Raw genomic sequence first — 20,890 nt, 5'->3', positions numbered from 1 at the left:
GCGGCGGGCAGGGTCAAGCGGCCCCCGCGGGCGCGGCGGCGCCTACCAGGCCAGGCGCGAGGTGCTGCGCTCGGCCGAGCGCCGGGCCACCTCCCGCACCCGTGCGTGCAGTTCGCGCGACGCTTCAGCGGCCCGCGGATGCGTCGACTCGCCGTTCTGCGACACCAGCGCACCGCCGACGTAGACCCGCTTGAGGTTGCGCAGCCCGCAGGCGAAGGCGTAGTGCGCATAGACGTCCCACACCGGGCCGGTGTCGGGAGCGGCCGGGTCGACCACGAGCAGGTCGGCGAACTTGCCGATCTCGAGCGAGCCGACATCCGCCGCCACCGACGGCCCCATCGCCTCGGCCGAGCCGAGCGTGTGCAGCCGGATCATCTCGCGCGGCATCACGACGGAGGCGTCCTGATGAACGGCCCGCTGCGTATATGCCCCGATGCGCATGTTCTGGAACGGGTCGGAGACGTCAGTGCAGGACTGGTCGTCGAGGCCGACGCCGATCGGCATGCCGAGCTCGCGGTAGCGCGGGATGTCGGCCACCCCCGACCCGAGCCGGCCGTTCGACGTGGGCTGCCAGACCATGCCGGCGCCGCGCTCGGCGGCGACCTGCGACATCTGGGCGTCCGGATGCACGAAGTGGCCGAACAGGAAGCCGGGCCGCAGTGCCCCTGCGTCGGCATACCAGCGGAACTTCTCGCGCTGCTGGTCGAGCGCCTCGGCGGTCTCGAGGAAGTGGGCCTGGTTGCCGATGCGGTGCTCGTCCATGGCGCGCACCTCATCGCGCGCGGCCTGCTCGGTCGCCGACCACTGCACGGCCCCGAACACCGAGGCCCCGAGGTTGAGGTCAGGCGGAACGGTCGTGTCGACATAGGCGACCGCCCGGGCGAACACCTCGAACGCGCCCTCGACCGGCTGGAACTCGCTGTCGAGCCGGATGGCGTTCATCGTGCGCAGACCCGCGTCGCGGGCGGCGTCGACCTGGCGGTGCAGGTAGTCCTCGGGCCGGATGGCGAAGATCTCGCGGGTGTCGGTCTCGGCGTCGTATTTTCCGACCACGCGCGAGTCGGTGAAGTTGTAGGCCGAGGTCACGCCGTTGCCGAGAAAGTCGAGGCAGCCGTGCAGCGTGAACCAGTAGATGTCGTCGGCGTCGGCGCCCGAGATGAAGGTGCTCTGCTCGCCCACCCAGCCATAGAGCTCGTCGCCCGGGGTCATGCCGCGCATGCCGCTGGTGAAGATGTGGCTGTGCGCCGAGATGAACCCGGGGGCGACGAACGCCCCTTTCGCGTCGAAGACCTCGCCCGACCCGATGAGGCCTTCACCGGCCTCGGCCCATGGCGTGGCCGCTCTGCCGGCCGGCGGATGTCCCTCGCCCATGCCGCTGATGCGCCCGTCGTCGCCCACGCTCAGCCAGCCGCGGAACCAGTCGACTCCGTCGGCCATCGGCAGGATGACGGCGTTGACGATGGTGAGGGCGGGCGCGGAGGCCCGTGGCGCGTCGGTCATGCGACCATCTTCGCGCCTCGACATTGCGCGCAGGTTTCGCGCGTCCGGCGCGCGATATCGTGGAGGCACACCCCCGAGCGCACAAGGACCCGATGAGCCTCTCCGACGAACCACGTTCCGCCACGCCGATCGAGACGCCGGGTGCGATCGTCGAGCCGCGCCAGGCGGGCGACCCCGCACCCCGAATCGTCATCGTGCGGCACGGCGAGACCGAGTGGAGCCTGAGCGGGCAGCACACCGGGCGCACCGACATCCCGCTCACCGCCCGGGGCGAGGAGCAGGCCCGGGCGGTCGGCCGCGTGCTCGCGGGCCGGTCGTTCGGGCTGGTGCTGACGAGCCCGTTGCAGCGGGCCACCGCCACCGCCGCGATCGCCGGATTCGGCGACGTCGCCCAGGTCGACGAGAACCTGCGCGAGTGGGACTACGGCGCCTATGAGGGCCTGACCAGCCCGCAGATCGCCGAGGCGTTCGGAGGCCCGTGGAACCTGTGGGAAGACGGCGTGCAGCCCGACGCCGAGGGCCGCGGCGAACAGGCGGCCGACCTGATGCGCCGCGACACCGCCGTCATCGAGCGGGCCCGGCGCACCCTGAACACCGGGCACGACGTGCTGCTGTTCTCGCACGGCCACCTGCTGCGCACGCTCACCGTCACCTGGATGGGCCTGCCGATCCGCGCGGGCGAGCTCGTGGTGCTCGAGACGGCCTCGATCAGCGTGCTCGGCTTCGAGCACGGAAACCAGGTTCTGCGCATGTGGAACCGCACCCCCTGGGCGGAGTGAGCGTGGCAGCACCGATTCCCACCACCATCACGTCGGCCGAGCAGGCGATCGAGGCGATGGAGCGGCTGGCCGCCGACCTCGCCGAGGTGGCCGTCGCCCGCGACAAGGAGGGCACGGCCCCGTTCGCCGAGGTCGCGGCACTGCGGGCCACCGGTATCCTGCCCGCCCTCGTGCCGACCGCGCTCGGCGGCGGGGGTCTCGACTGGTCGACGGTGTTCGTCGCCCTGAGGCCCATCATCCGAGCGGATGCCGGCCTCGGCCACGTGTTCGCCTACCACTTCGTGAACTCCTGGCGGCTGCAGCTCAACGAGAACGAGGTCGCCATCGAGGGCATCCTGCGCGGCCTCGCCGCCCACCACTGGTTCTGGGGCGGCGCGGGCAACCCGCGCGACGCGGGCCTCGCGCTCACCCCGGTCGAGGGCGGCTACACCGTCTCGGGCCGCAAGTTCTTCGCCACGGGCGCGCAGGTCGCCGACCGCATCACGGCCAGCGGCACCCGGGTCGACACCGGCGAGAAGCTCGCCATCATCATCGACGCCACGCTGCCCCAGGTCACCCACCACGACGACTGGGACAACATCGGCCAGCGCCTCTCGGCCTCGGGGTCGGTGTCGTTCGACGCGGCGCCGGTGCCCGAGTCGCATGTGCTCGGCTACGGCGAGCAGTCGGGGCCGAAGTACCGGCCTCGGGCGTCGCTGTCGATCCTGCTGTTCCAGCTGGCGCTCGACCACATCCACGTCGGGCTGGCCGAGGGCGCCCTCGCGGCCGCGGCCGACTACGTGAACTCCACCACGAAGCCGTGGTCGACCAGCGGGCTGGAACGAGCCGTCGACGACCCCTACATCCGCGAGCTCATCGGCGAACTCACCGCCAGCACGAGAGCTGCGGATGCGCTCACCTGGCGCGCCACCGACGCCCTCGTCGCGGCTGCCGACCGCGGGTGGGCGCTCACCGACGCCGAGCGCGGCGAGGTGGCGGTCGAGATCGCGGCGGCGAAGGTGGTGTCGACCTCGACGGTGCTTGAGGTGACCTCGCGGCTGTTCGAACTCACCGGCGCCCGGGCCACGGGCGAGGCCTACGGCTTCGACCGGTTCTGGCGCAACGCCCGCACCATCACGCTGCACGACCCCGTCGCCTACAAGGCGCAGGAGGTCGGCGACCACGCGCTGCGCGGCGCCTATCCGACGCCCTCCGGCTACAGCTAGGCACCTCTCCGCACCTTCCACCGGGCGCCCGGCAGTTCTGCACAGCGTGCGGTCGCCGCTGGCGGGCTCGGGCGAGTTGTGGTGGGGTGGTGACATCCGTGGGCGGCATCCGCCGTTCAGGCCCCGCAGCGAAGGAGTGCGACCCGTGACCGACAGCACCACACCCGACGGAGAGTCCGACCCCGATTTCGAGCGCCTCGCCACCGACGCCGACTCGAACCAGATCGTGACGAACGACGCCGTGGCGGGCGAGACCGTCTACCCGGGTGCCGGCGACGGCAACGAGGGGCCCACCGGTGGGTCGCCGCGTGAGGCGGAGCCCGACTGGCAGAACTACGCCCCCGGCGAGGAATACGCCGACGAGTCGCAGCCGTTCGGCGACAAGGCGCCCGACGACCTCGACGACGGCAGCTGAGGCGGGCGGTTTCGGTGGGGCCGGCGGTTTCGGCGGTTTCGGCGGCTCGAAAAACTGTGAGTAGCGGCCTCCGGGCCGCCTCGGCGGTCATCGGCTGCCACAATGGAGGCACCGAAGGGGAGTAGTTCCAGCGCCTGCGCAGCGGGCAGCGGACCTGTCGACACACTGGCCATCACGATGATCGGCCCGGCATTCCACCCCGGCCCGAGCGGCCTGGGCGAACGAGACCTTCGATCGACCTGGCGCCCGCTCGTGCGACGCCGCCGATCTGGAGCCTCATGACCGACCTCGCCACGCCCTTCGGCACGCCCGCCCCGCCTCCCACTCCCTCCGAACTGCGGCGCTGGCGTCAGTACCTCGCCGACGAACGCGCCGAGGCGCAGGTCTACCGTGAGCTCGCCCAGCGCCGCACCGGCTCGGAACGCGACATCCTCGAGGCCCTCGCCGAGGCCGAGGGCCGGCACGAGAGCCACTGGCTCGAGCTGCTCGGCGACCAGGTCGGCAAGCCGAGGCGTGCGGATGCGCGCACGCGACTGCTCGCGGTGCTCGCCAAGCGCTTCGGCTCGGTGTTCGTGCTCGCCCTCATGCAGCGCGCCGAGGCGCGGTCGCCCTACGAGTCGGATGCCGACGCCACTCCCGCGATGGCGGCCGACGAGCGCATCCACGGCGAGGTCGTGCGCGCCCTCGCGGCCCGGGGGCGCAGTCGGCTCTCGGGCACGTTCCGGGCGGCGGTGTTCGGCGCCAACGACGGACTGGTGTCGAACCTGGCGCTCGTGCTCGGCATCGGCGCCACCGGCGTGGCGCCCGGCGTCGTGCTCGCGACCGGCATCGCCGGGCTGCTCGCGGGCGCCCTGTCGATGGGCGCGGGCGAGTTCGTCTCGGTGCGGTCGCAGCGCGAACTGCTCGCGGCCTCCACTCCCGACCCCGACGCCCACACCGCGGTGCCGAGCCTCGACGTCGACGCGAACGAGCTGGCGCTGGTCTACCGGGCCCGGGGCATGAGCGAGCAAGACGCCGAGGCGAAGGCGCACGACGTGTTCGGCGGGCTGACGACCACCACGTCGGCCATCCGCATCCAGCGCGTCGGCGACGCCGGGATCACCGCGCCCGAACTGTCAGCTGCCGACGTCGCCGACGATCACGAAGAGATCGGCACCGCCTGGCAGGCCGCTCTGTCGTCGTTCTGCTTCTTCGCGTCGGGAGCCATCATCCCGGTGCTGCCCTACCTGTTCGGGCTGTCAGGCCTCGGCGCCGTCGTGCTGGCGGCCGGCCTCGTCGGCCTGGCCCTGCTCGGCACCGGCGCCGTGGTCGGCCTGCTCTCGGGCGGCCCTCCGCTCCGCCGGGCCCTGCGCCAACTCGCCATCGGCTTCGGCGCGGCCGCCGTCACCTACCTCCTGGGCCTCCTCTTCGGCGCCACCCTCGCCTAGGTCACACTTCGCCGAGTTGCGCCAAAATGCCCCTCCGGCACGCCGGGAGGGGCATTTTGGCGCAATTCGACGAAAGAGCTTGAGGGGCCGAGAGCTGGGGCCCAGGGCTAGGCGGAGACCGAGGCCAGCTCGTCGTAGGTGGCGAACTTCGTGGCCACGTCGCTGCCGGTGAAGTTGCCCACCCAGCCGTCGTCGTCGTGGAAGAAGCGCACCGACACGTAGTCGGGGTTCGTGCCCATGTCGAACCAGTGCGTGGTGTCTTTCGGCACCGAGAGCAGGTCGCCGGCCTCGCAGAACACCGCGTAGACCTTGCCGTCGACGTGCAGGTAGAACACGCCCGAGCCGCGCGCGAAGAAGCGGTCCTCGTCGTCGTCGTGCTGGTGCTCGCTCAAGAACTTCACGCGGGCGGATGCCGCCTGCTCGCGGTATTCGTCGGTGTCTTCCGGCGTGATCGTCACCACGTCGACCAGCGAGTAGCCGTAGGCGTCGTTCACGCCGTCGATCTCGGTGCGGTAGAGGTCGAGCACCTCGTCCTGGGTCGGGTCGGCCGACAGCTCCTTGAGCTCCCAGCGGCTGAAGCGCGCGCCCAGCCCGGCGAGCACCTCACGGATGGTGTCGGCATCCCGCGTCTGCAGTTCGGGAGTCGAGGGGTCGTTGTCGTTCCACACGGTCAGGAGGGTCATGGATCAATGCTAAACCTCCACTCCTGCACAATTCCGGTCGAGGTCGCAGAAAGTAACAGAGCGCAACACAATTGGGCGGAAGACGCGCCCGAGAGATTGAATCGACCTGCAATCACACAGCAGCTTCGGGCCCGGCCCGACGTCTTCCTCTTCCCGAAGGAGCCTTCCATGGCCATCATCCGCCGAGCCGCCGTCGTCACGGCCCTCGCCGCAGCGGGCATCCTCGCCCTCTCCGCGTGCTCCCAGTCCAGCAGCTCCACCTCCGACTCCGCGGGCGATTCCAGCGCCGCCCCCACCGCATCCGCCGCCCTCCCCGCGCCCTTCGACGGCGACCCGGTCAAGGTCGCCCTCGTGCGCCAGAGCGGTGCCGGCGACTACTTCGAGGCGTGGGGCGCCGGCGCCCAGGCCCAGGCGGAGTTCGCCAACATCGAGCTGCAGGTGACGGATGCGCGCAACGACAACGCGAAGCAGGCCAGCGACCTCGAACAGGCCATCGCGTCGAAGCCCGACGCCATCATCATCGACCACGGCCAGACCGACACGCTGCAGCCCCTCGTCACCGAGGCCGTCGACGCCGGCATCCCGGTGATCGTCTACGACCTGGCGCTGACCGACTCCGAGGGTGTCATCACCTCGAGCCAGTCCGACGAGTCGATGGCCTCGGGCGTGCTCGACCAGCTGATCGACGACGTCGGAGACGGCGCGAAGGTCGGCTACGTCTCGGCCGAGGGCTTCGCCGCTCTCGACCGCCGTGCCGTGGTGTGGAACGACTACGTGAAAGAGCACGACCTCGACGTCGTGTTCTCCACCGGCAAGGTGAGTGAGTCCACCGCGACCGACAACATCCCGCTCGTCGACGCGGCGCTCAAGCAGAACCCCGATGTGCAGGCGATCTTCGCGCCTTACGATGAGATCACCAAGGGCACGGTGCAGGCCGTCATCCAGAACAACCTGCAAGACAAGGTGAAGGTGTACGGAATCGACATCTCGAACGCCGACATCGAGGTCATCACGGCCGACGGCAGCCCCTGGGTCGCCACCTCGGCCACCGACCCCGCCGCCGTCGGCGCCGGCGTCGTGCGTGCCCTCGCCCTGAGCCTCGCCGGCCAGCTCGACGAGACCGACGTGCAGTTCCCCGCCAAGACGATCACGCAGCAGTTCCTGGCCGACAACAAGGTCACGAACGTCACCGAACTCCGCGTCGCCGAGCCTTCGCTGAAGCTCGACGACCAGGTCGTCGCAGATTGGCTGCCCGCGGTCTCCGAATGACCACTGTTCCAACCACTCCGGTCGAGGGGCACGACGCGAGCGTCGTGTCCCTCGTCGGCGTCTCGGTCGCCTATGGCTCCAACGTCGTGCTCACCGACGTCGCCCTCGAGTTCCGGCCCGGAGAGATCACCGCGCTGCTCGGCGCGAACGGGGCGGGCAAGTCCACCCTGATCAAGGCGCTTTCGGGCGCCAACTCCCGCTACAGCGGCGAGATCAGCATCGGCGGCGACGTCGTGCACCTGTCGTCGCCCGTGCAGGCCAGGCACCTCGGCATCTCGGCGGTGCACCAGAAGGTGGCCGACGGCATCGTTCCGGGCCTGTCGGTGGCCGAGAACCTCACACTCGACGACCTCGCGCAGGCGTCGCGGCATCCGCTTCGCAACAAGCGCGCGGCCACGGCCGACGCCCGGGCGGCGCTGGCCACGCTGGGGCTCGACTGGTCCGACTCGGTGCTCGCTCAGGATGCCGCCGACCTCGCCATCTCCGACGCCCAGCTGCTCGTGCTCGCGCGCGCCCTGCGCAGCACTCCGCGGCTGCTCATCCTCGACGAGCCCACCTCGGCGCTCACCGCCGCCGAAGCCGAGCGGCTGTTCGACGTGCTGCGGTCGCTGCGCGCCTCCGGCCTCTCGATCATCTACGTGTCGCACCGTTTCGGCGAGATCGAGGCCCTCGCCGACCGGGTCGTCGTGCTGCGCGACGGCATCGTGCAGAGCGAGAGCGCGCGCCCGTTCGAGTGGCACGAGATTCTGCACGACATGCTCGGCCGCGCCACCGACCTCGCCCACGACCGGGGCTCGAGCCACCACGGCACCACCGTGATCGCGCGCCTCGACGGCATCCGGCTGTTCCCCGAGTCGGCCCCGGTCGATCTCGACATCAAGGCCGGCGAGGTGCTGGGCATCCTGGGCCTGATCGGCGCCGGCAAGACCGAGATCGCCGAGCTGCTCGGCGGCCTGGCCACCCCGCTGGCCGGATCGCTCACCCTGTCGGGGGCGCCGTATGCACCGAAGCGGCCGGGCGACGCCATCAAGGCCGGCGTCGTTCTCGTGCCCGAAGACCGTCAGCGGCAGGGCATCCTGCCCGGCTGGTCGGTGCTGCGCAACATCACGCTGCCGTTCCTCGCCGAATCGAGCGTCGCCGGTCTCGTGCGCCGGCGCTTCGAGCGCTCGCGCGCCGACACGGTGATCGACACCCTCTCGGTCGTCGCGAGCGGGCCGGATGCCTCGATCGACGACCTCTCGGGCGGCAACCAGCAGAAGGTCGTCGTGGGCCGCTGGCTCTCGGCCCGGCCGAAGCTCGCCCTGCTCGACGAGCCGTTCCGCGGGGTCGACATCGCCGCCCGCCGCGAGATCGGCGCGCGCCTGTCGGCCATCGCCGCCGAGGGTGCGGCCGCGGTCGTGCTCTCGAGCGACGTCGACGAGATCTTCGAGGTCGCCGACCGCATCGTCGTGCTCGTCAGCGGCCAGATCGAGCTCGACCGCTACGCCGACGAGGTCGACCGCTCCACGGTCATCGGCGCCTTCCTCGGCCAGCGCCACGAGCCACCGGATGCCGCGGCCCTCGCCACCCCGCCCGCGGCCGCCACTCCGCCCGCGGCCGCCATCCCGCCGGCCGCCGCCACCCCGGCCCCCAGCGCCCCCGAGTCCGACTCCCGAAAGGATCTCGAATGACCAGCCCCACCGTGACCCCCGGCGCGGTCGCCACGAGATCCTCCGTCGGCGAGCGCGCCGCCGCCTTCGTGGTGAAGTGGGGGTTCGTCGCGGTCACCGTGGCGCTCATCCTCTTCTTCGTCATCACCGAGCCCAGCTTCCGCACCGTCGACAACATCTTCGGCATGCTGAAGTTCATCGCCCCCACCGCCATCGCGGGGCTGGGCGTGATGCTCGCCATGACGGTCGGCGGCATCGACCTGTCGGTGGGCGCGAATGCCGGCTTCGCCGTCTCGATCGCCGCGTGGACCATGGTCATCGGCAACCAGGTGGGCGGCGTGGCCGTCTCGGTCGTGCTCGTCTGCGGCGTGCTCATCGGGGCGCTGAACGCGTTCCTCATCGTGGTGGCGCGCATCCCCGACCTGCTCGCCACCCTCACCACGATGTTCGTCATCGTCGGCCTCAAGCTCATCATCGTCGACGGCAAGTCGATCTCGTCGCAGATGACCCTCTCGAACGGCACCACCGCCCCGGGCAAGTTCACGGCCGACTTCCTGTGGCTCGACCGCGGGTCGATCGGGCCGGTGCCGGTTCCGGTCATCATCTTCGTGGTGATCACCGTGCTGCTGTGGTTCCTGCTCGAACGCACGCGCTGGGGTCGGGCGCTGTTCGCCGTGGGCACGAACTCCGAGGCGGCCCGGCTCAGCGGCATCCGGGTGCAGTGGTATCGAACCGTCGCCTACATGGGCTGTGGGCTGCTCGCCTCGATCGCGGGCCTGCTGCTGGCCGCCCGCATCGGCCAGGGCGACGTGAGCGCGGGCAACTCCCTGCTGCTCGACGCCGTGGCTGTCGCGCTCGTGGGCGTGAGCGTTCTCGGCATCGGGCGGCCGAACGCCTGGGGCACGGCGCTCGGCGCGGTGCTGATCGCCGTCATGGTGACGGGCTTCACCATGCTGGGGCTGCCCTACTACGCGCAAGACTTCGGCAAGGGCATCGTGCTACTCGTCGCCCTGCTGTTCAGCTTCACGTTCTCGCGCCGGCGCACCGTCGTCACGGCCGGTTCCACCACCTCGGCGTCGTGATGTCCGACTTCTCGCAGCTCGAGCCCGGCAGCGTCGTCGCCTATCTGGCGAGCCGTTCGACCCTGGCGACGCACATCGACGCCGGCCGCATCGCCTCGGTGCGGGAGGTGGGCGACGGCAATCTCAACCTCGTCTTCATCATCGAAGACGAGGCGGGGTCGTCGATCGTGCTCAAGCAGTCGCTGCCGCACGTGCGCACCGACCCGTCGTGGCCGATGACCCGCGAGCGATCGGCGCGCGAGGCGACCGTGCTGGGCCGCCACGTCGTCGCCGACCCCCGTCACGTGCCGGCCTTCTACGACTTCGACGCCGAGAACTACGTGCTCGCCATCGAGAACCTCTCCGACCACCGCGTGTGGCGCAACGAGCTCAACGAGGGCCGGGTGCACGACTACGCCGCGGCCGAGATCGGCGCCTACGTCGCTCGCACGGCCTTCGCCACCTCGCCGCTCGGCCTCGACCCGCTCGAGCACAAGCGCCTGATCGCGCGGGCCGTGAACCCAGAGTTGCAGCAGATCACCGAAGACCTGGTGTTCACCGAGCCCTACATCGAGCACGAGCACAACGCGGTGCTGCCGGCCAACGAGCCCGACGTCGCCGACCTCCGGGCCGACGCGGCGCTGGTGCGCGAGATGGGGGTGGCCAAGTTCCGGTTCATGACCACCGCGCAGTCGCTCATCCACGGCGACCTGCACACGGGCTCGGTGTTCGTGCGGGCCAAGACCCCGGATGCCGCGGCATCCGTTCGCGCCTTCGACAGCGAGTTCGGGTTCGTCGGCCCGACGGGCTTCGACCTCGGCGCCCTCTGGGGCAACTTCATCATCGCGGCCGCGCGGGCGGAAGCCCTCGGCGAACCCGATCGGGCCGAGCTCATCCTGAGCCTTCCCGGCCGCCTCTGGGCGAGCTTCGAGGCCGAATACCGCGCTCTGTGGCCGTCGCGCCTCGACCCGCGCGTGTTCACCGATGCCGTGCTCGAGCAGCTGCTCGCCGGCATCCGCGACGACGCGGCGGTGTTCGCGGCCGCCAAGGCCATCCGCCGCATCGTCGGCTTCGCGAAGGCCAGCGACATCGAGACCCTGCCCCCGCCCCTGCGCGAGGGTGCCGCCCGTGGCGTGCTGCACGCCGGCCGCGCCCTGGCCCTCACCCGCCACGGCATCGCCGACGTCGACGCCCTCGCCGCCGAATCCCTGGCCACCCTCCGCGCCGCCGCCACCCCCTGACCCGGGCGCGCCGCGGTCGGCTGCTGACCCTGGCGCCGCCGCCCGCCCTAACCCTCGCGCCGCCGCCCGCCCTAACCCTCGCGCCGCCGCCCGACGTCACCCGCGCGCGCTCCGGGCGCCTTCTGCTTCTCCGCGCCCTGCATGTCCTGCGCGCACGAACAATTGGGGCGCGGAGGCGGAGAACGTGGGCTCGGTCGCCACGTACGTGCGCGGAGCTCGACGCCGCGCGCGCCACAAATGTTTCGGCGCGCCCGTCATGCAGGGCGCGGTGAAGCAGAACGGGCGCGACGAGCAACCGCGACACCGGGCGGCGACACCGAGCGAACACGCGCTGTCGGGCGAGGTGCGCGTGGCCGGCGAGGTGCGCATGGCCGACGAGGGCGACGTCCGGCCCGCTGCGAGGCGGCTAGCGCGGGGTGGCGCTCGGCGCGAGCGCGAGCGCGCGCGGCGGGGCGCGAGCGCGCGGGGCGGAGGTCGAGCAGACTGGTCGGGTGGGTCACGAAGGGCGATCCGCGATGAGCAGGAGGCAGCGCGATGACGGATGATTCGAACCAGAAGCTCGGCGACCTGGTGGTGTTCGTCGACACGCCGAGCGCCACACCCGACGCCCCCGCCGCCGAAGACGCCACACCCGACGCCCCCGCCGCGAAAGACGCCCCCGCAGACGAGACCTCCCCCACCCCGCACCCGGTGCCGCTCGCCGAGGCAGCCGTCAACGTCGGCGACCTCGCCGTGTCGCGCGGGGACGGCATCTTCGAGTCGATCGCCGTGATCGGCGGGCGGTTCATCGCCCTGGGGCCGCACCTGGCGCGACTGGCGCACTCGGCCGAGCTGCTCGAGCTGCCCGCGCCCGACCTCGCCGCCTTCGAGCGAGCCGCACGGGCCGGGGTCGACGCGCACACCGCCGAACCCGAGCTGCTGGTGAAGCTCGTCTACAGCCGCGGCATCGAGGGCGACGGCCGCGCCAGCGGCTGGGTGCAGGTGCTGAGCGGCGCGAACCACGCGGAGGCGCGCGGTCGCGGCATCCGGGTCGTCACGCTCGATCGCGGGTATCGGCACGACATCGCCACCACCTCGCCGTGGCTGCTGCAGGGGGCGAAGACGCTCTCCTACGCCCTCAACAAAGCCGCGCTGCGCGAAGCCGCCCGACGCGGCGCCGACGACGTCGTGTTCGTGAGTTCCGACGACGTGGTGCTCGAGGCCCCCACGTCGAACGTGCTCGTGCGGCACGGCGACCTGTTCCGCACCCCGCGCACCGACCTCGGCATCCTCGCCGGCACGACCCAGGCCGCCGTGTTCGACACCCTCGACCGTCTCGGCTTCGAGACCGCCGAGACCGTGCTCTCCACCGCCGAGCTGGCCGCGGCCGACAACATCTGGCTGCTCTCGAGCGGGCGCCTGGTCGCGCCGGTGCGCGAACTCGACGGCCGCGCCGTGGCGGTCGACCACGAGCTCACGGCGAAACTGCTCGACGAAACCTTCGGCGTGCTGGCACCATAGGTTGCGATCGGCCCAGGTCGGGCCGAGACGCCGAGGAGTCCCCGTGAGCGAAGCCACGCCCCCCGAGCCACGCAGCGGTCCCATCACGCTCCCGCGCACCTTCTCGGGCCGACTGCGCCGCATGACCGGCCGCGACCCGAACGAGTCGCACCGCACCGCCACCCCGCTCGAGCTGCTCTTCGACCTCGCGTTCGTGGTGGCGTTCAGCCAGGCGTCGGGCCAGTTCTCGCACTTCGTGGCCGAGAACCACGTGGCCGCCGGGCTCGCCGGCTTCGCGTTCTCGATGTTCGCGGTGTGCTGGGCGTGGGTCAACTTCTCGTGGTTCGCGTCGGCCTACGACACCGACGACTGGTTCTACCGCATCACCACCATGGTGCAGATGATCGGCGTGGTGGTCGTGGCCCTCGGCATCCCGCCCCTGTTCCATTCCCTCGAAGTGGGCGAATACGTCGACAACTCCATCGTGGTGGCCGGCTACGTGGTGATGCGCATCGCGATGGTCGCGCAGTGGCTGCGGGCGGCGCACCAGGATCCCGCCCGGCGCCGAACCAGCCTGACCTACGCCGGCTTCATCACGCTCGCCCAGGTCGGCTGGATCCTCGTCGCGGTCGCGCACACCACATTCGTGATCGCCGCGCTCTGGTCGCTCGTGCTGTTCGCCGTCGAGCTGGTCGGGCCCTACATCGCCGAACGGCGGGTCGGCGGCACCCCGTGGCACGCGCACCACATCGCCGAGCGCTACGGCCTGCTCACCATCATCGCCCTCGGCGAAGGGGTGTTCGGCACGGTCACGGCGGTGTCGGCGGTGACCGAGCTCCAGGGCTGGACGCTCGAGGCCGCCCTGCTCGTGCTGGCCGGCATCGGGCTCACGTTCGGGGTCTGGTGGACCTATTTCCTCATGCCCTCGGGCATCATCCTGCAGCGCTACCGATCGAAGGCGTTCGTCTGGGGCTACGGGCACATCATCGTGTTCGCCGCCATCGCCGCGACCGGCGCGGGACTGCACGTGGCGGCCTACGTGATCGAGGGAGTGAGCGAGATCGGCACCGTGGGCGCCGTGCTCTCGGTGGCCATTCCGGTGCTCATCCTGTGCCTCGGCATCTTCGCGCTCTACGACTACCTCGTCGCCGAGATCGACCGGTTCCACTTCTGGTTGATCGCGGGCACGGTCGCGCTGCTCGTCGCATCCGTTCTCGCCGCCACCGCGGGCGCGTCACTCGGCGTGTGCCTCATTCTCATCACCCTGTCGCCCTACGTGGTGGTGGTGGGCTACGAGACGCTCGGCTACAAGCACGAGACCGCGGTGCTCGCGAAACGCCTGGCCTGACCGCGAACGGATGCCGCCACTCACGCGAGCGGCCCCTGCGAGCCGCGCGCATCGAACGCGCCGCGCGCATCGACCTCATCGAACGCATCCAGCGCGTCGACCTCGCTGCGGTCGCCCAGCAGCTCCCACCGCTGCAGCGAGAACGGCAGGTTGCCGTTCTTCCACACCCAGTCGTGGAACGCGCGGAAGTCGAACGGCCCGGTCGACCGCTCGATCGCATCGGCGAGCATCCGCATCAGCTGGAGCTTGCCCACCAGATACGACATGCCGAGCCCGGGAGTCGCCAGATAGAAGGCGGTCTCCTCGCGCGCGGTCGCGTCATCCATCGGCACCCGCTCGACGAAGGCCCGCACCCCCTGCTCGAGCGTGAACCGCCCGGTGGCGAGATTGACGTCGACCACCACCCGCAACGATCGCAGCCGGTTGAAGTTGTGCACGACGTTGCGTGACGCGGGCGCGTCGTCGAAGAGGCCCGCCTGCAGCATCATCTCCTCGTTGTAGAACGCGATGCCCTCGTTCGCGATCGAGTCGTAGTAGTGCCGCCGCAGCGCGTTCTCGTGACTCCACGCCCGCACGAGCTGCTGGTAGTGCGCCCCCTCGTGGATGATGCCGAGCCGCGGATCGATCGCGTTGGCCGCATAGAAATAGGGCAGCCCCGGCCCCGGGTCGGGCGTGTAGGCCAGCCCGTCGACCCCCGGCCGGTCGTAGTCGGTCAGGTCGTCGTTCACGCCGAACCAGTGCAACGGCTCCACATAGGCCGGCACCGGATGCACGTGATAATGCCCGTAACCCTCCTGGCTGAGCAGCGCCGACCGTTCGGCGAAGGCGCGCATCGCCTGCTCGTCGGCACGCTGCCGGGCGAGCTGGTCGTCGATGGTGGCGAACGGCTCCGGCCGCTCAGGGTGCGCGTTCTTCGCGAGCGCCTCCCACACCACGGCCCGCCGATACTCCTGCTCGGCCGCCGCCACGAGGTGCTCGGGCTCGTCGGCGATGAGGGCAACCGTGCGCAGATAGCGGATGAACCGCTCACGCCCGATCGCCACCGACGGCCCGAAACCCGGCAGCGAGGCGTCGAGCCACTCGCGGAACGACACGAGCGCGGCACCGGCCACCGCAGCGGCCTCGGTCGCCTCGGCGTGAACCCGCTCGGCCAGGTGCGGCGCGAGCGCGGCGACCGACGCGGCGAGCCGCTCGTCGATGGCCTCGAGCTCTCCGATGGCGATGCGTGCGAGGTCGGCCACGCCGTGCCCCTCGAGGTTCGCCCGGGCCTGCTCGAGCTGCCCCGGGATGGCCGTGAGGGAGTGCAGGATGCCGGCCTGGCGCTCGGCCGAGAACGGCGGCCGCGGCAGCAGAAGATCGAAGTAGGGCCCGACGACCTGGCCCACCAGGAAGTGGGCGTCGAACCGCCACGACGGCAGGTCGTCGCACTCCCAGCCGACGCGCGCCAGCACGGAACCGAGCAACCGGTGGTCGATCTGCGTGGCGACATCGGCGGCGGTGACGTCGATCGCCGCCCACTGCTCGGCGAACCGCGCCCGCTCCGCCCGTCGCTCGTCGATCGCCTCGGGTGAGAAGTCGGGCAGCCAGAGCGGGTCGTGCGGCACGCGCGGAATGTCGTCGGCGGTGCGGAACGAGGTGCACACGCGCCAGTTCCAGAGGCGTTCGCCCAGCTCGGCGACGTCGTCAGAGGTCATCATCGGCCCTTCTCACTGTTCCTCACTGTTCGTTCCACCCTCTCACCACCGGCAGCACCGTGTCGCCGAGCAGTTCGACCGCGGCGACGGGGTCGTCGCCGAGCGGCGGCCCGAAGGAGAGATGGCGGGCGCCGAGGTCTCGCAGCGACGCGCACCGCGCGATGACGGCATCCGGAGCCCCCGCGATGCCGAGCGCGAGCATGCGGGGTGTCACGGCATCCGCGGCCGCTTCGGGGTCGCCCCGACGCAGAGCGGCGTCGACCTCGGCGAAGTCGGCGCGCGAGAGTCCGGCGCGACCGAGCAGGTAGGGCGAGAACGCCGAGCCGTAGTAGGCGAGCTTGTGCGCGAGCGCCCGTTCGGCTCGGCGCTGGTCGTGATCGATCGAGAGCCACACGCAGGCCGGCAGATCGAAGGCGCCTGGCGAGCCGGCGCCTGAGCCGTCAAGCGAGCGGGCGCCGGCGCCATCCGGCGCACCGTCGAGCGACCGGCCGGCCGCCGCCGCTCCCGCCGACACCTGCGCGGCCACGGTCGAGAAGTGCTCAGGCGGAAACAGCAGCGCGAGCACCCCGTCGGCCTCCGCCCCGGCGAACTCGACCATGCGCGGACTCATCGCCCCGACGTAGATGGGCGTGGGCTGCGGTGGCACGCGCAGGTAGGCCTGGTCGGTCCAGCCCGAACCCGAACCCTCGATCGTGAGCGGCTTGCCGCCGTTCAGCAGCGCCCGGAGCGATCGCAGCGCTTCGCGCACCGCGGTCAACGGCTTCGGTTGCTCAATGCCGACCCAGCCGAGGAAGTCGGCGGCTCCGGCGGCGAGCCCGAGCAGGAAGCGGCCGCCAGACAGCTCCTGCATGGTGGAGGCCATCATCGCGATCTCGGCGGGGTGCATCGTGTAGGGGTTCACGATGCCCACGCCCAGCGAGATGCGGCTCGTCGACGTGGCCAGCGCGCCGAGCAGCACGGGCGCCGAGCGCAGCATGAGGTCGTGCGACACCCAGAGCTGGTCGAATCCGGCCGCTTCGGCAGCCCGGGCGAGGTCGATCAGCTGCCCGGGTTCGAGGTCGTTGTTGAGCCGCAGGCTGGTGCGCACGGCTCAGGCCTCCAGCAGGGCGAGTTCCCGTGCCGGTCCGCCGGCGGGCTGCAACCAGCAGGCCGCCTCGCGAGAGCCCTCGACCGTCACGAGCGCGGGGTCGTCGGTGAGGCAGCGCTCGAACGCGAGCGGGCAGCGGGGGTGGAACCGGCATCCGGCGGGCGGCGACGAGGGGTCGGGAACCTCGCCGCGGGGCGCGACCGGCGTGGTGGCCGTGAGCCCGAGCTGCGGGATGGCCTTCACCAGCGCGTCGGAATAAGGATGCAGGGGCTCCGACCAGAGCGACTCGGTCGGCGAGGTCTCGACGATGCGGCCGAGATACATCACCGCGACCCGATCGGCCATGTGCCGCACGCCCGAGAGGTCGTGCGAGATGAACAGCACGCCCATGCCGCGGTCGCGGGCGATCTGCACGATGAGGTTCGACACCTGCGCGCGGGTCGAGGCGTCGAGCGCCGACACCGGCTCGTCGGCCACGATCACGGCCGGCTGCGCGGCGAGCGCCCGCGCGATGGCGATGCGCTGGCGCTGGCCGCCCGAGAACTCGTGCGGAAAACGGTCACCGGCCGAGGCGGCCAGCCCCACGGCGTCGAGCAGCTCGTTCACGGCGGCGCGGCGGCGGCCGGCGGAGCGCGCCCCCGATGCGTCGGCCGGCAGCCCGTCGGCGATCTGACGCCAGATGCGCCGGCGCGGGTTGAGCGACGAATAGGGGTCTTGGAAGATCATCTGCAGACCGCGATCGGCCACCGGGCGCGCACCGCGGCCGAGTGGGGTCACCTCGTGCCCGTCGAGGGTCACAGACCCCCGCGCGAGCTTCTCGAGCCCCACGATGGCGCGCCCGAGCGACGACTTGCCGCACCCCGACTCGCCCACGAGGCCCACGATCTCACCGGCGCCGACCTGCAGGCTCACCCCGGCGACGGCGTGCACCACCGGCCGGCCGCTGACCTTGTAGTCGACCACCACGTCGTTCACGTCGAGCACCGTCATGAGCTGCTCCTTCCGTAGAGTTCGGCATCGGTCGGGCCCACGTTGGCTCCGGATGCCGCAGCCGCCGCGCCCGCTCGGGATGCCGTGCCCGCTCGGGATGCCGTGCCCGCTCCGGATGCCGCAGCCGCCGCGCCCGCCACCGCGCCCACCGTGGCGAACGGATCGACGTGGCACGCCAGCTCCCGCTGGCCGCCGATGTCGCGCAGCGCCGGCACCTCGGTGCGGCAGCGGTCCTCCGCGAACGCGCACCGGGGGTGGAACGCGCAGCCCGCAGGCCGCCGCTCGGGAGTCGCCGCCTCACCCGGAATCGCGACCAACGGCAGACCCAGGTTCCTGGCATCCGGCAGCGCGTCGATCAGGGCGCGGGTGTACGGATGCCGCGGGGCAGCGAGCACTTCACGGGTGCCCCCTTGCTCGGCCACACGCCCGGAGTACATCACATAGAGCGAATCGGTGGTCACGTTCATGACCCCGAGGTCGTGGGTGATGAACACCACCGCCATGCCGAGCTCGCGCCGCAACTGGTCGAGCAACCCCAGGATGCCGGCCTGCACCGTCACGTCGAGGGCCGTGGTCACCTCGTCGGCGATGAGCAGCTTCGGGTCGCAGGCGAGCGCGCTCGCGATGGCGATGCGCTGCCGCATGCCGCCCGAGAAGTGGTGCGGAAAGGCCGAGAGCGCCCGCGCCGGGTTCGGGATGCGCACGAGCTCGAGCATCTCGATCGCCCGCGCCCGCGCCGCCCGCTTCGACAGGTTGCGGTGCACCCGCAACTGCTCGGTGAGCTGGGTCTGGATCGACAGCATCGGGTGCAGCGACGTCATCGGGTCTTGGAACACCATGGCCACGGTGGTGCCGCGCACCTCGCGCAGCCGCTTCTTGTCCATGGTGAGCAGGTCTTCGCCGTCGAGGCGCACCGCTCCGGTCGCGGTCGCGCCCTCGGGCACGAAGCCGAGCGCGGTCAGCGCGGTGACGGTCTTGCCGCTGCCGCTCTCGCCGGCGAGCCCGACCATCTGGCCGGAGTCGACGGTGAGCGAGACGCCGTCGACGAGCACCCGGCCGGCACCGGTGGTGGGCAGGGTGATGGTGAGGTCGTCGATTTCGAGAAGGCTCATGGTGCTCCTAGATCTCGGCGTCCGACAGCGATTTCGACGAACGCGGGTCGAGTCCGTCGCGCAGCGCGTCGCCGAGGAAGTTGAAGGCCAGCACGATCGAGAAGATCGCGATGCCCGGGAAGACGGCGATCCACCAGTTGTTGAAGGTGCGGGCGCCGTCGCTGACCATCGCGCCCCACTCGGGCGTCGGCGGCACGGCGCCGAGGCCGAGATACGACAGGCCCGACAGCAGCAGCACGGCGGCACCGAGTTCGAGGGTGGCGAGCACGAGCACCGGTCCGGCCACGTTCGGCACCACCTCGCGCACGAGGGCTCGCGCCGACGACGTGCCGAGCAGCCGCGACGCCGCGATGTAGTTGGTCGAGCGTAGGCTCAGCACGAGCGATCTCGTCACCCGGGCATACGACGGCCACGACACCACCACGATCGCGACCACCGCGTTGGTGAGCGACGGGCCGAGTGCGGCGGCGATCGCCATGGCCAGGATGATGCTGGGGAAGGCGAAGAACAGGTCGACCACCCGCATCAGGATGCTGTCGACGACGCCGCCGGCGTAGCCCGCGACCGCGCCGATGACACCGCCGACGATCACCGAGAGCACTACGAGCACCACCGCGATCGGCAGGCTGATCTGGGCGCCGTAGATCACCCGCGACAGCACGTCGCGGCCGACGCCGTCGGTGCCCATCCAGTGCTCGGGTGAGGGCGGGAGGAAGCGCGGCGAGTCCTGGGCGAGCGGGTCGAAGGGCGCGAGCAGCGGCGCGAACAGCGCCACCAGCACCCAGAAGGCGATGATCGCCACGCCGGCGATGCCGAGCGGGCGGCGCCAGGCGCGGGGCACCCGCACGCGGATGCTCCAGCGGTTCGGCGCCGTCGGCAGGCCGTCGGGTTCGATCTTGGGGTCGACGATCGGGGCGGCGGTCATGAGGTCCTGATCCTGGGATCGATGAGTCCGTAGAGCACGTCGACCAAGAAGTTCACCGCGATGAAGACGAGGGCGACGAAGAGGGTGACGCCGACGATGGCCGGCAGGTCGAGGTTCGAGGCGCTGCGGTAGGCGTAGGAGCCGATGCCGGGCCAGGCGAAGATCTGCTCCACCAGCACGGTGCCGGCGAGCAGCGACGCGAACGCCGAGCCCAGCACCGTGATGACCGGCACGAGGGCGCCGCGCAAGGTGTGCCGGCGCACCACGAGCCCGGGCGGCAGGCCCTTCGCGTTGGCCGACCGCACGTAGTCGTTGCCGATCACCTCGAGCATCGACGACCGCGTGAACCGCAGCAGCAGGCCCACCATGGGGGCGGCCAGCACGAGGGCGGGCAGGATGAGGTGCCCGACGGCCGAACCGAAGGTCGCCCAGTTGGCCGTGAGAAGCGAGTCGAGCGTGTAGAGCCCGGTGATGTGCGGGGGCGGCGTCTCGCCGGGGTTCAGGCGGCCCGACGAGGGGAAGATCCTCAGCTGGGTCGAGAAGATGAACACGGCGATGAGCGACAGCCAGAAGATCGGGATCGAGACGCCGCCGAGGCTCACCACGCGCAGGGTGTGGTCGAGCGGACGGTCGGGGCGGAGGGCCGCCACGATGCCGAGGCCGACCCCCACGATCACGGCGATGACCGTGGCCGTCACCGCGAGCTCGAACGACGCCGGACCGAACTGGCCGAGGTCGGTGAGCACCGGGTTGCGGCTCTGCAGCGACGTGCCGAGGTCGCCCTGCACGAGGTGGCCCAGATAGATGAAGAACTGGGTGTAGAGCGGCTGGTCGAGGCCGTTGGCCTTCATGTAGGCCGCCACGATCTCGGGGTCGGCCGCGGCACGTTCACCCAGCTGGGCCGTTGCCGGGTCACCCGGCAACAGGGCCGTGAGAGCGAAGGTGACGACCACGATGCCGAAGGCGAGAAGCACGGCGGCCCCGATCCTCTTCAACAGAAATCGCCCGAACACGTCGTGCTCCTCG

Annotated in this window: 19 protein-coding genes; 11 read left to right on the top strand and 8 right to left on the bottom strand. The window is 71.2% G+C overall.

The annotated features are described in order from the left end of the window. Nucleotides 1-42: 42 nt before the first annotated feature. Nucleotides 43-1,500, bottom strand: a complete 1,458-nt coding sequence (locus N1032_RS00595; protein ID WP_259536779.1) for an amidohydrolase family protein — start codon at nucleotides 1,498-1,500, stop codon at nucleotides 43-45. A gap of 92 nt (nucleotides 1,501-1,592) precedes the next feature. Between N1032_RS00595 and N1032_RS00590 the strand changes: the two genes are divergently transcribed. The 4 genes from N1032_RS00590 to N1032_RS00575 all read left to right on the top strand — a co-directional run bounded on the left by N1032_RS00590 (nucleotide 1,593) and on the right by N1032_RS00575 (nucleotide 5,326). Next, complete coding sequence (locus N1032_RS00590; protein WP_259536771.1) at nucleotides 1,593-2,279, top strand: histidine phosphatase family protein; 687 nt, start codon at nucleotides 1,593-1,595, stop codon at nucleotides 2,277-2,279. A 2-nt stretch (nucleotides 2,280-2,281) separates the two neighbouring features. Next, nucleotides 2,282-3,484: an acyl-CoA dehydrogenase family protein gene (locus N1032_RS00585; RefSeq protein ID WP_259536770.1), complete on the top strand. Its 1,203-nt coding sequence runs from the start codon at nucleotides 2,282-2,284 to the stop codon at nucleotides 3,482-3,484. A gap of 145 nt (nucleotides 3,485-3,629) precedes the next feature. After that, the gene (locus tag N1032_RS00580; protein ID WP_259536767.1) at nucleotides 3,630-3,899 is read left to right on the top strand and encodes a hypothetical protein; all 270 of its coding nucleotides are present in this window, start codon (nucleotides 3,630-3,632) and stop codon (nucleotides 3,897-3,899) included. Nucleotides 3,900-4,177: 278 nt separating this feature from the next. Next, the gene (locus N1032_RS00575; protein ID WP_259536766.1) at nucleotides 4,178-5,326 is read left to right on the top strand and encodes a VIT1/CCC1 transporter family protein; all 1,149 of its coding nucleotides are present in this window, start codon (nucleotides 4,178-4,180) and stop codon (nucleotides 5,324-5,326) included. A gap of 107 nt (nucleotides 5,327-5,433) precedes the next feature. On the opposite strand, the gene N1032_RS00570 is transcribed toward N1032_RS00575, so the two are convergent. Beyond that, nucleotides 5,434-6,009: a 1,2-dihydroxy-3-keto-5-methylthiopentene dioxygenase gene (locus tag N1032_RS00570; RefSeq protein WP_259536765.1), complete on the bottom strand. Its 576-nt coding sequence runs from the start codon at nucleotides 6,007-6,009 to the stop codon at nucleotides 5,434-5,436. Nucleotides 6,010-6,177: 168 nt separating this feature from the next. Between N1032_RS00570 and N1032_RS00565 the strand changes: the two genes are divergently transcribed. The 7 genes from N1032_RS00565 to N1032_RS00535 all read left to right on the top strand — a co-directional run bounded on the left by N1032_RS00565 (nucleotide 6,178) and on the right by N1032_RS00535 (nucleotide 14,056). Next, entirely contained in the window at nucleotides 6,178-7,278 is a 1,101-nt protein-coding gene (locus N1032_RS00565) for a substrate-binding domain-containing protein (protein ID WP_259536763.1), read from the top strand. Beyond that, a complete protein-coding gene (locus N1032_RS00560; RefSeq protein ID WP_259536762.1) occupies nucleotides 7,275-8,948 on the top strand; it encodes a sugar ABC transporter ATP-binding protein in 1,674 nt (557 codons plus the stop codon). The genes N1032_RS00565 and N1032_RS00560 overlap by 4 nt, the downstream gene beginning before the upstream one ends. Further along, nucleotides 8,945-10,009, top strand: coding sequence for an ABC transporter permease (locus tag N1032_RS00555; RefSeq protein WP_259536761.1), 1,065 nt, complete (start codon nucleotides 8,945-8,947; stop codon nucleotides 10,007-10,009). Before N1032_RS00560 ends, N1032_RS00555 begins: the two co-directional genes overlap by 4 nt. Then, a complete protein-coding gene (gene mtnK / locus N1032_RS00550; RefSeq protein WP_259536760.1) occupies nucleotides 10,009-11,229 on the top strand; it encodes an S-methyl-5-thioribose kinase in 1,221 nt (406 codons plus the stop codon). The genes N1032_RS00555 and mtnK overlap by 1 nt, the downstream gene beginning before the upstream one ends. 256 nt (nucleotides 11,230-11,485) lie before the next feature. Then, on the top strand, nucleotides 11,486-11,767 hold the full coding sequence (locus tag N1032_RS00545) for a hypothetical protein (protein ID WP_259536758.1): 282 nt from the start codon (nucleotides 11,486-11,488) through the stop codon (nucleotides 11,765-11,767). Then, the gene (locus N1032_RS00540) at nucleotides 11,764-12,729 is read left to right on the top strand and encodes an aminotransferase class IV (RefSeq protein ID WP_259536756.1); all 966 of its coding nucleotides are present in this window, start codon (nucleotides 11,764-11,766) and stop codon (nucleotides 12,727-12,729) included. Before N1032_RS00545 ends, N1032_RS00540 begins: the two co-directional genes overlap by 4 nt. Nucleotides 12,730-12,772: 43 nt before the next feature. Then, the gene (locus tag N1032_RS00535; RefSeq protein ID WP_259536753.1) at nucleotides 12,773-14,056 is read left to right on the top strand and encodes a low temperature requirement protein A; all 1,284 of its coding nucleotides are present in this window, start codon (nucleotides 12,773-12,775) and stop codon (nucleotides 14,054-14,056) included. A gap of 20 nt (nucleotides 14,057-14,076) precedes the next feature. Here N1032_RS00535 and N1032_RS00530 read toward each other — a convergent pair whose 3' ends face one another. Genes N1032_RS00530 through N1032_RS00505 form a run of 6 tightly spaced genes read right to left on the bottom strand, consistent with a single transcriptional unit; the run spans nucleotide 14,077 to nucleotide 20,877 of the window. Further along, nucleotides 14,077-15,753, bottom strand: coding sequence for a DUF885 domain-containing protein (locus N1032_RS00530; protein ID WP_259536752.1), 1,677 nt, complete (start codon nucleotides 15,751-15,753; stop codon nucleotides 14,077-14,079). A 19-nt stretch (nucleotides 15,754-15,772) separates the two neighbouring features. Beyond that, on the bottom strand, nucleotides 15,773-16,837 hold the full coding sequence (locus N1032_RS00525) for an LLM class flavin-dependent oxidoreductase (protein ID WP_259536751.1): 1,065 nt from the start codon (nucleotides 16,835-16,837) through the stop codon (nucleotides 15,773-15,775). 3 nt (nucleotides 16,838-16,840) lie between these two features. Further along, nucleotides 16,841-17,827 (bottom strand): ABC transporter ATP-binding protein, encoded by a 987-nt coding sequence (locus tag N1032_RS00520; RefSeq protein ID WP_259536750.1) that lies wholly within the window; start codon nucleotides 17,825-17,827, stop codon nucleotides 16,841-16,843. Continuing rightward, complete coding sequence (locus N1032_RS00515) at nucleotides 17,824-18,939, bottom strand: ABC transporter ATP-binding protein (protein ID WP_259536748.1); 1,116 nt, start codon at nucleotides 18,937-18,939, stop codon at nucleotides 17,824-17,826. Before N1032_RS00515 ends, N1032_RS00520 begins: the two co-directional genes overlap by 4 nt. Before the next feature lie 7 nt (nucleotides 18,940-18,946). Beyond that, nucleotides 18,947-19,864 (bottom strand): ABC transporter permease, encoded by a 918-nt coding sequence (locus N1032_RS00510; protein WP_259536747.1) that lies wholly within the window; start codon nucleotides 19,862-19,864, stop codon nucleotides 18,947-18,949. After that, nucleotides 19,861-20,877: an ABC transporter permease gene (locus N1032_RS00505; protein WP_259536745.1), complete on the bottom strand. Its 1,017-nt coding sequence runs from the start codon at nucleotides 20,875-20,877 to the stop codon at nucleotides 19,861-19,863. Before N1032_RS00505 ends, N1032_RS00510 begins: the two co-directional genes overlap by 4 nt. Nucleotides 20,878-20,890: the final 13 nt, after the last annotated feature.

Source organism: Herbiconiux daphne, assembly GCF_024979295.1.
Taxonomy (GTDB): domain Bacteria; phylum Actinomycetota; class Actinomycetes; order Actinomycetales; family Microbacteriaceae; genus Herbiconiux; species Herbiconiux daphnes.
This window is presented reverse-complemented; position numbering and strand designations above follow the sequence as displayed.

What these genes read in the sequence shown, in the direction of transcription:
- N1032_RS00560 (WP_259536762.1), top strand. Translation starts at nt 7,275, where the DNA reads ATGACCACTGTTCCAACCACTCCGGTCGAGGGGCACGACGCGAGCGTC.
- N1032_RS00510 (WP_259536747.1), bottom strand. Translation starts at nt 19,864, where the DNA reads ATGACCGCCGCCCCGATCGTCGACCCCAAGATCGAACCCGACGGCCTG.
- N1032_RS00555 (WP_259536761.1), top strand. Translation starts at nt 8,945, where the DNA reads ATGACCAGCCCCACCGTGACCCCCGGCGCGGTCGCCACGAGATCCTCC.
- N1032_RS00540 (WP_259536756.1), top strand. Translation starts at nt 11,764, where the DNA reads ATGACGGATGATTCGAACCAGAAGCTCGGCGACCTGGTGGTGTTCGTC.
- N1032_RS00595 (WP_259536779.1), bottom strand. Translation starts at nt 1,500, where the DNA reads ATGACCGACGCGCCACGGGCCTCCGCGCCCGCCCTCACCATCGTCAAC.
- N1032_RS00565 (WP_259536763.1), top strand. Translation starts at nt 6,178, where the DNA reads ATGGCCATCATCCGCCGAGCCGCCGTCGTCACGGCCCTCGCCGCAGCG.
- N1032_RS00515 (WP_259536748.1), bottom strand. Translation starts at nt 18,939, where the DNA reads ATGAGCCTTCTCGAAATCGACGACCTCACCATCACCCTGCCCACCACC.
- N1032_RS00575 (WP_259536766.1), top strand. Translation starts at nt 4,178, where the DNA reads ATGACCGACCTCGCCACGCCCTTCGGCACGCCCGCCCCGCCTCCCACT.
- N1032_RS00545 (WP_259536758.1), top strand. Translation starts at nt 11,486, where the DNA reads ATGCAGGGCGCGGTGAAGCAGAACGGGCGCGACGAGCAACCGCGACAC.
- N1032_RS00590 (WP_259536771.1), top strand. Translation starts at nt 1,593, where the DNA reads ATGAGCCTCTCCGACGAACCACGTTCCGCCACGCCGATCGAGACGCCG.
- N1032_RS00520 (WP_259536750.1), bottom strand. Translation starts at nt 17,827, where the DNA reads ATGACGGTGCTCGACGTGAACGACGTGGTGGTCGACTACAAGGTCAGC.
- mtnK (WP_259536760.1), top strand. Translation starts at nt 10,009, where the DNA reads ATGTCCGACTTCTCGCAGCTCGAGCCCGGCAGCGTCGTCGCCTATCTG.
- N1032_RS00530 (WP_259536752.1), bottom strand. Translation starts at nt 15,753, where the DNA reads ATGATGACCTCTGACGACGTCGCCGAGCTGGGCGAACGCCTCTGGAAC.
- N1032_RS00570 (WP_259536765.1), bottom strand. Translation starts at nt 6,009, where the DNA reads ATGACCCTCCTGACCGTGTGGAACGACAACGACCCCTCGACTCCCGAA.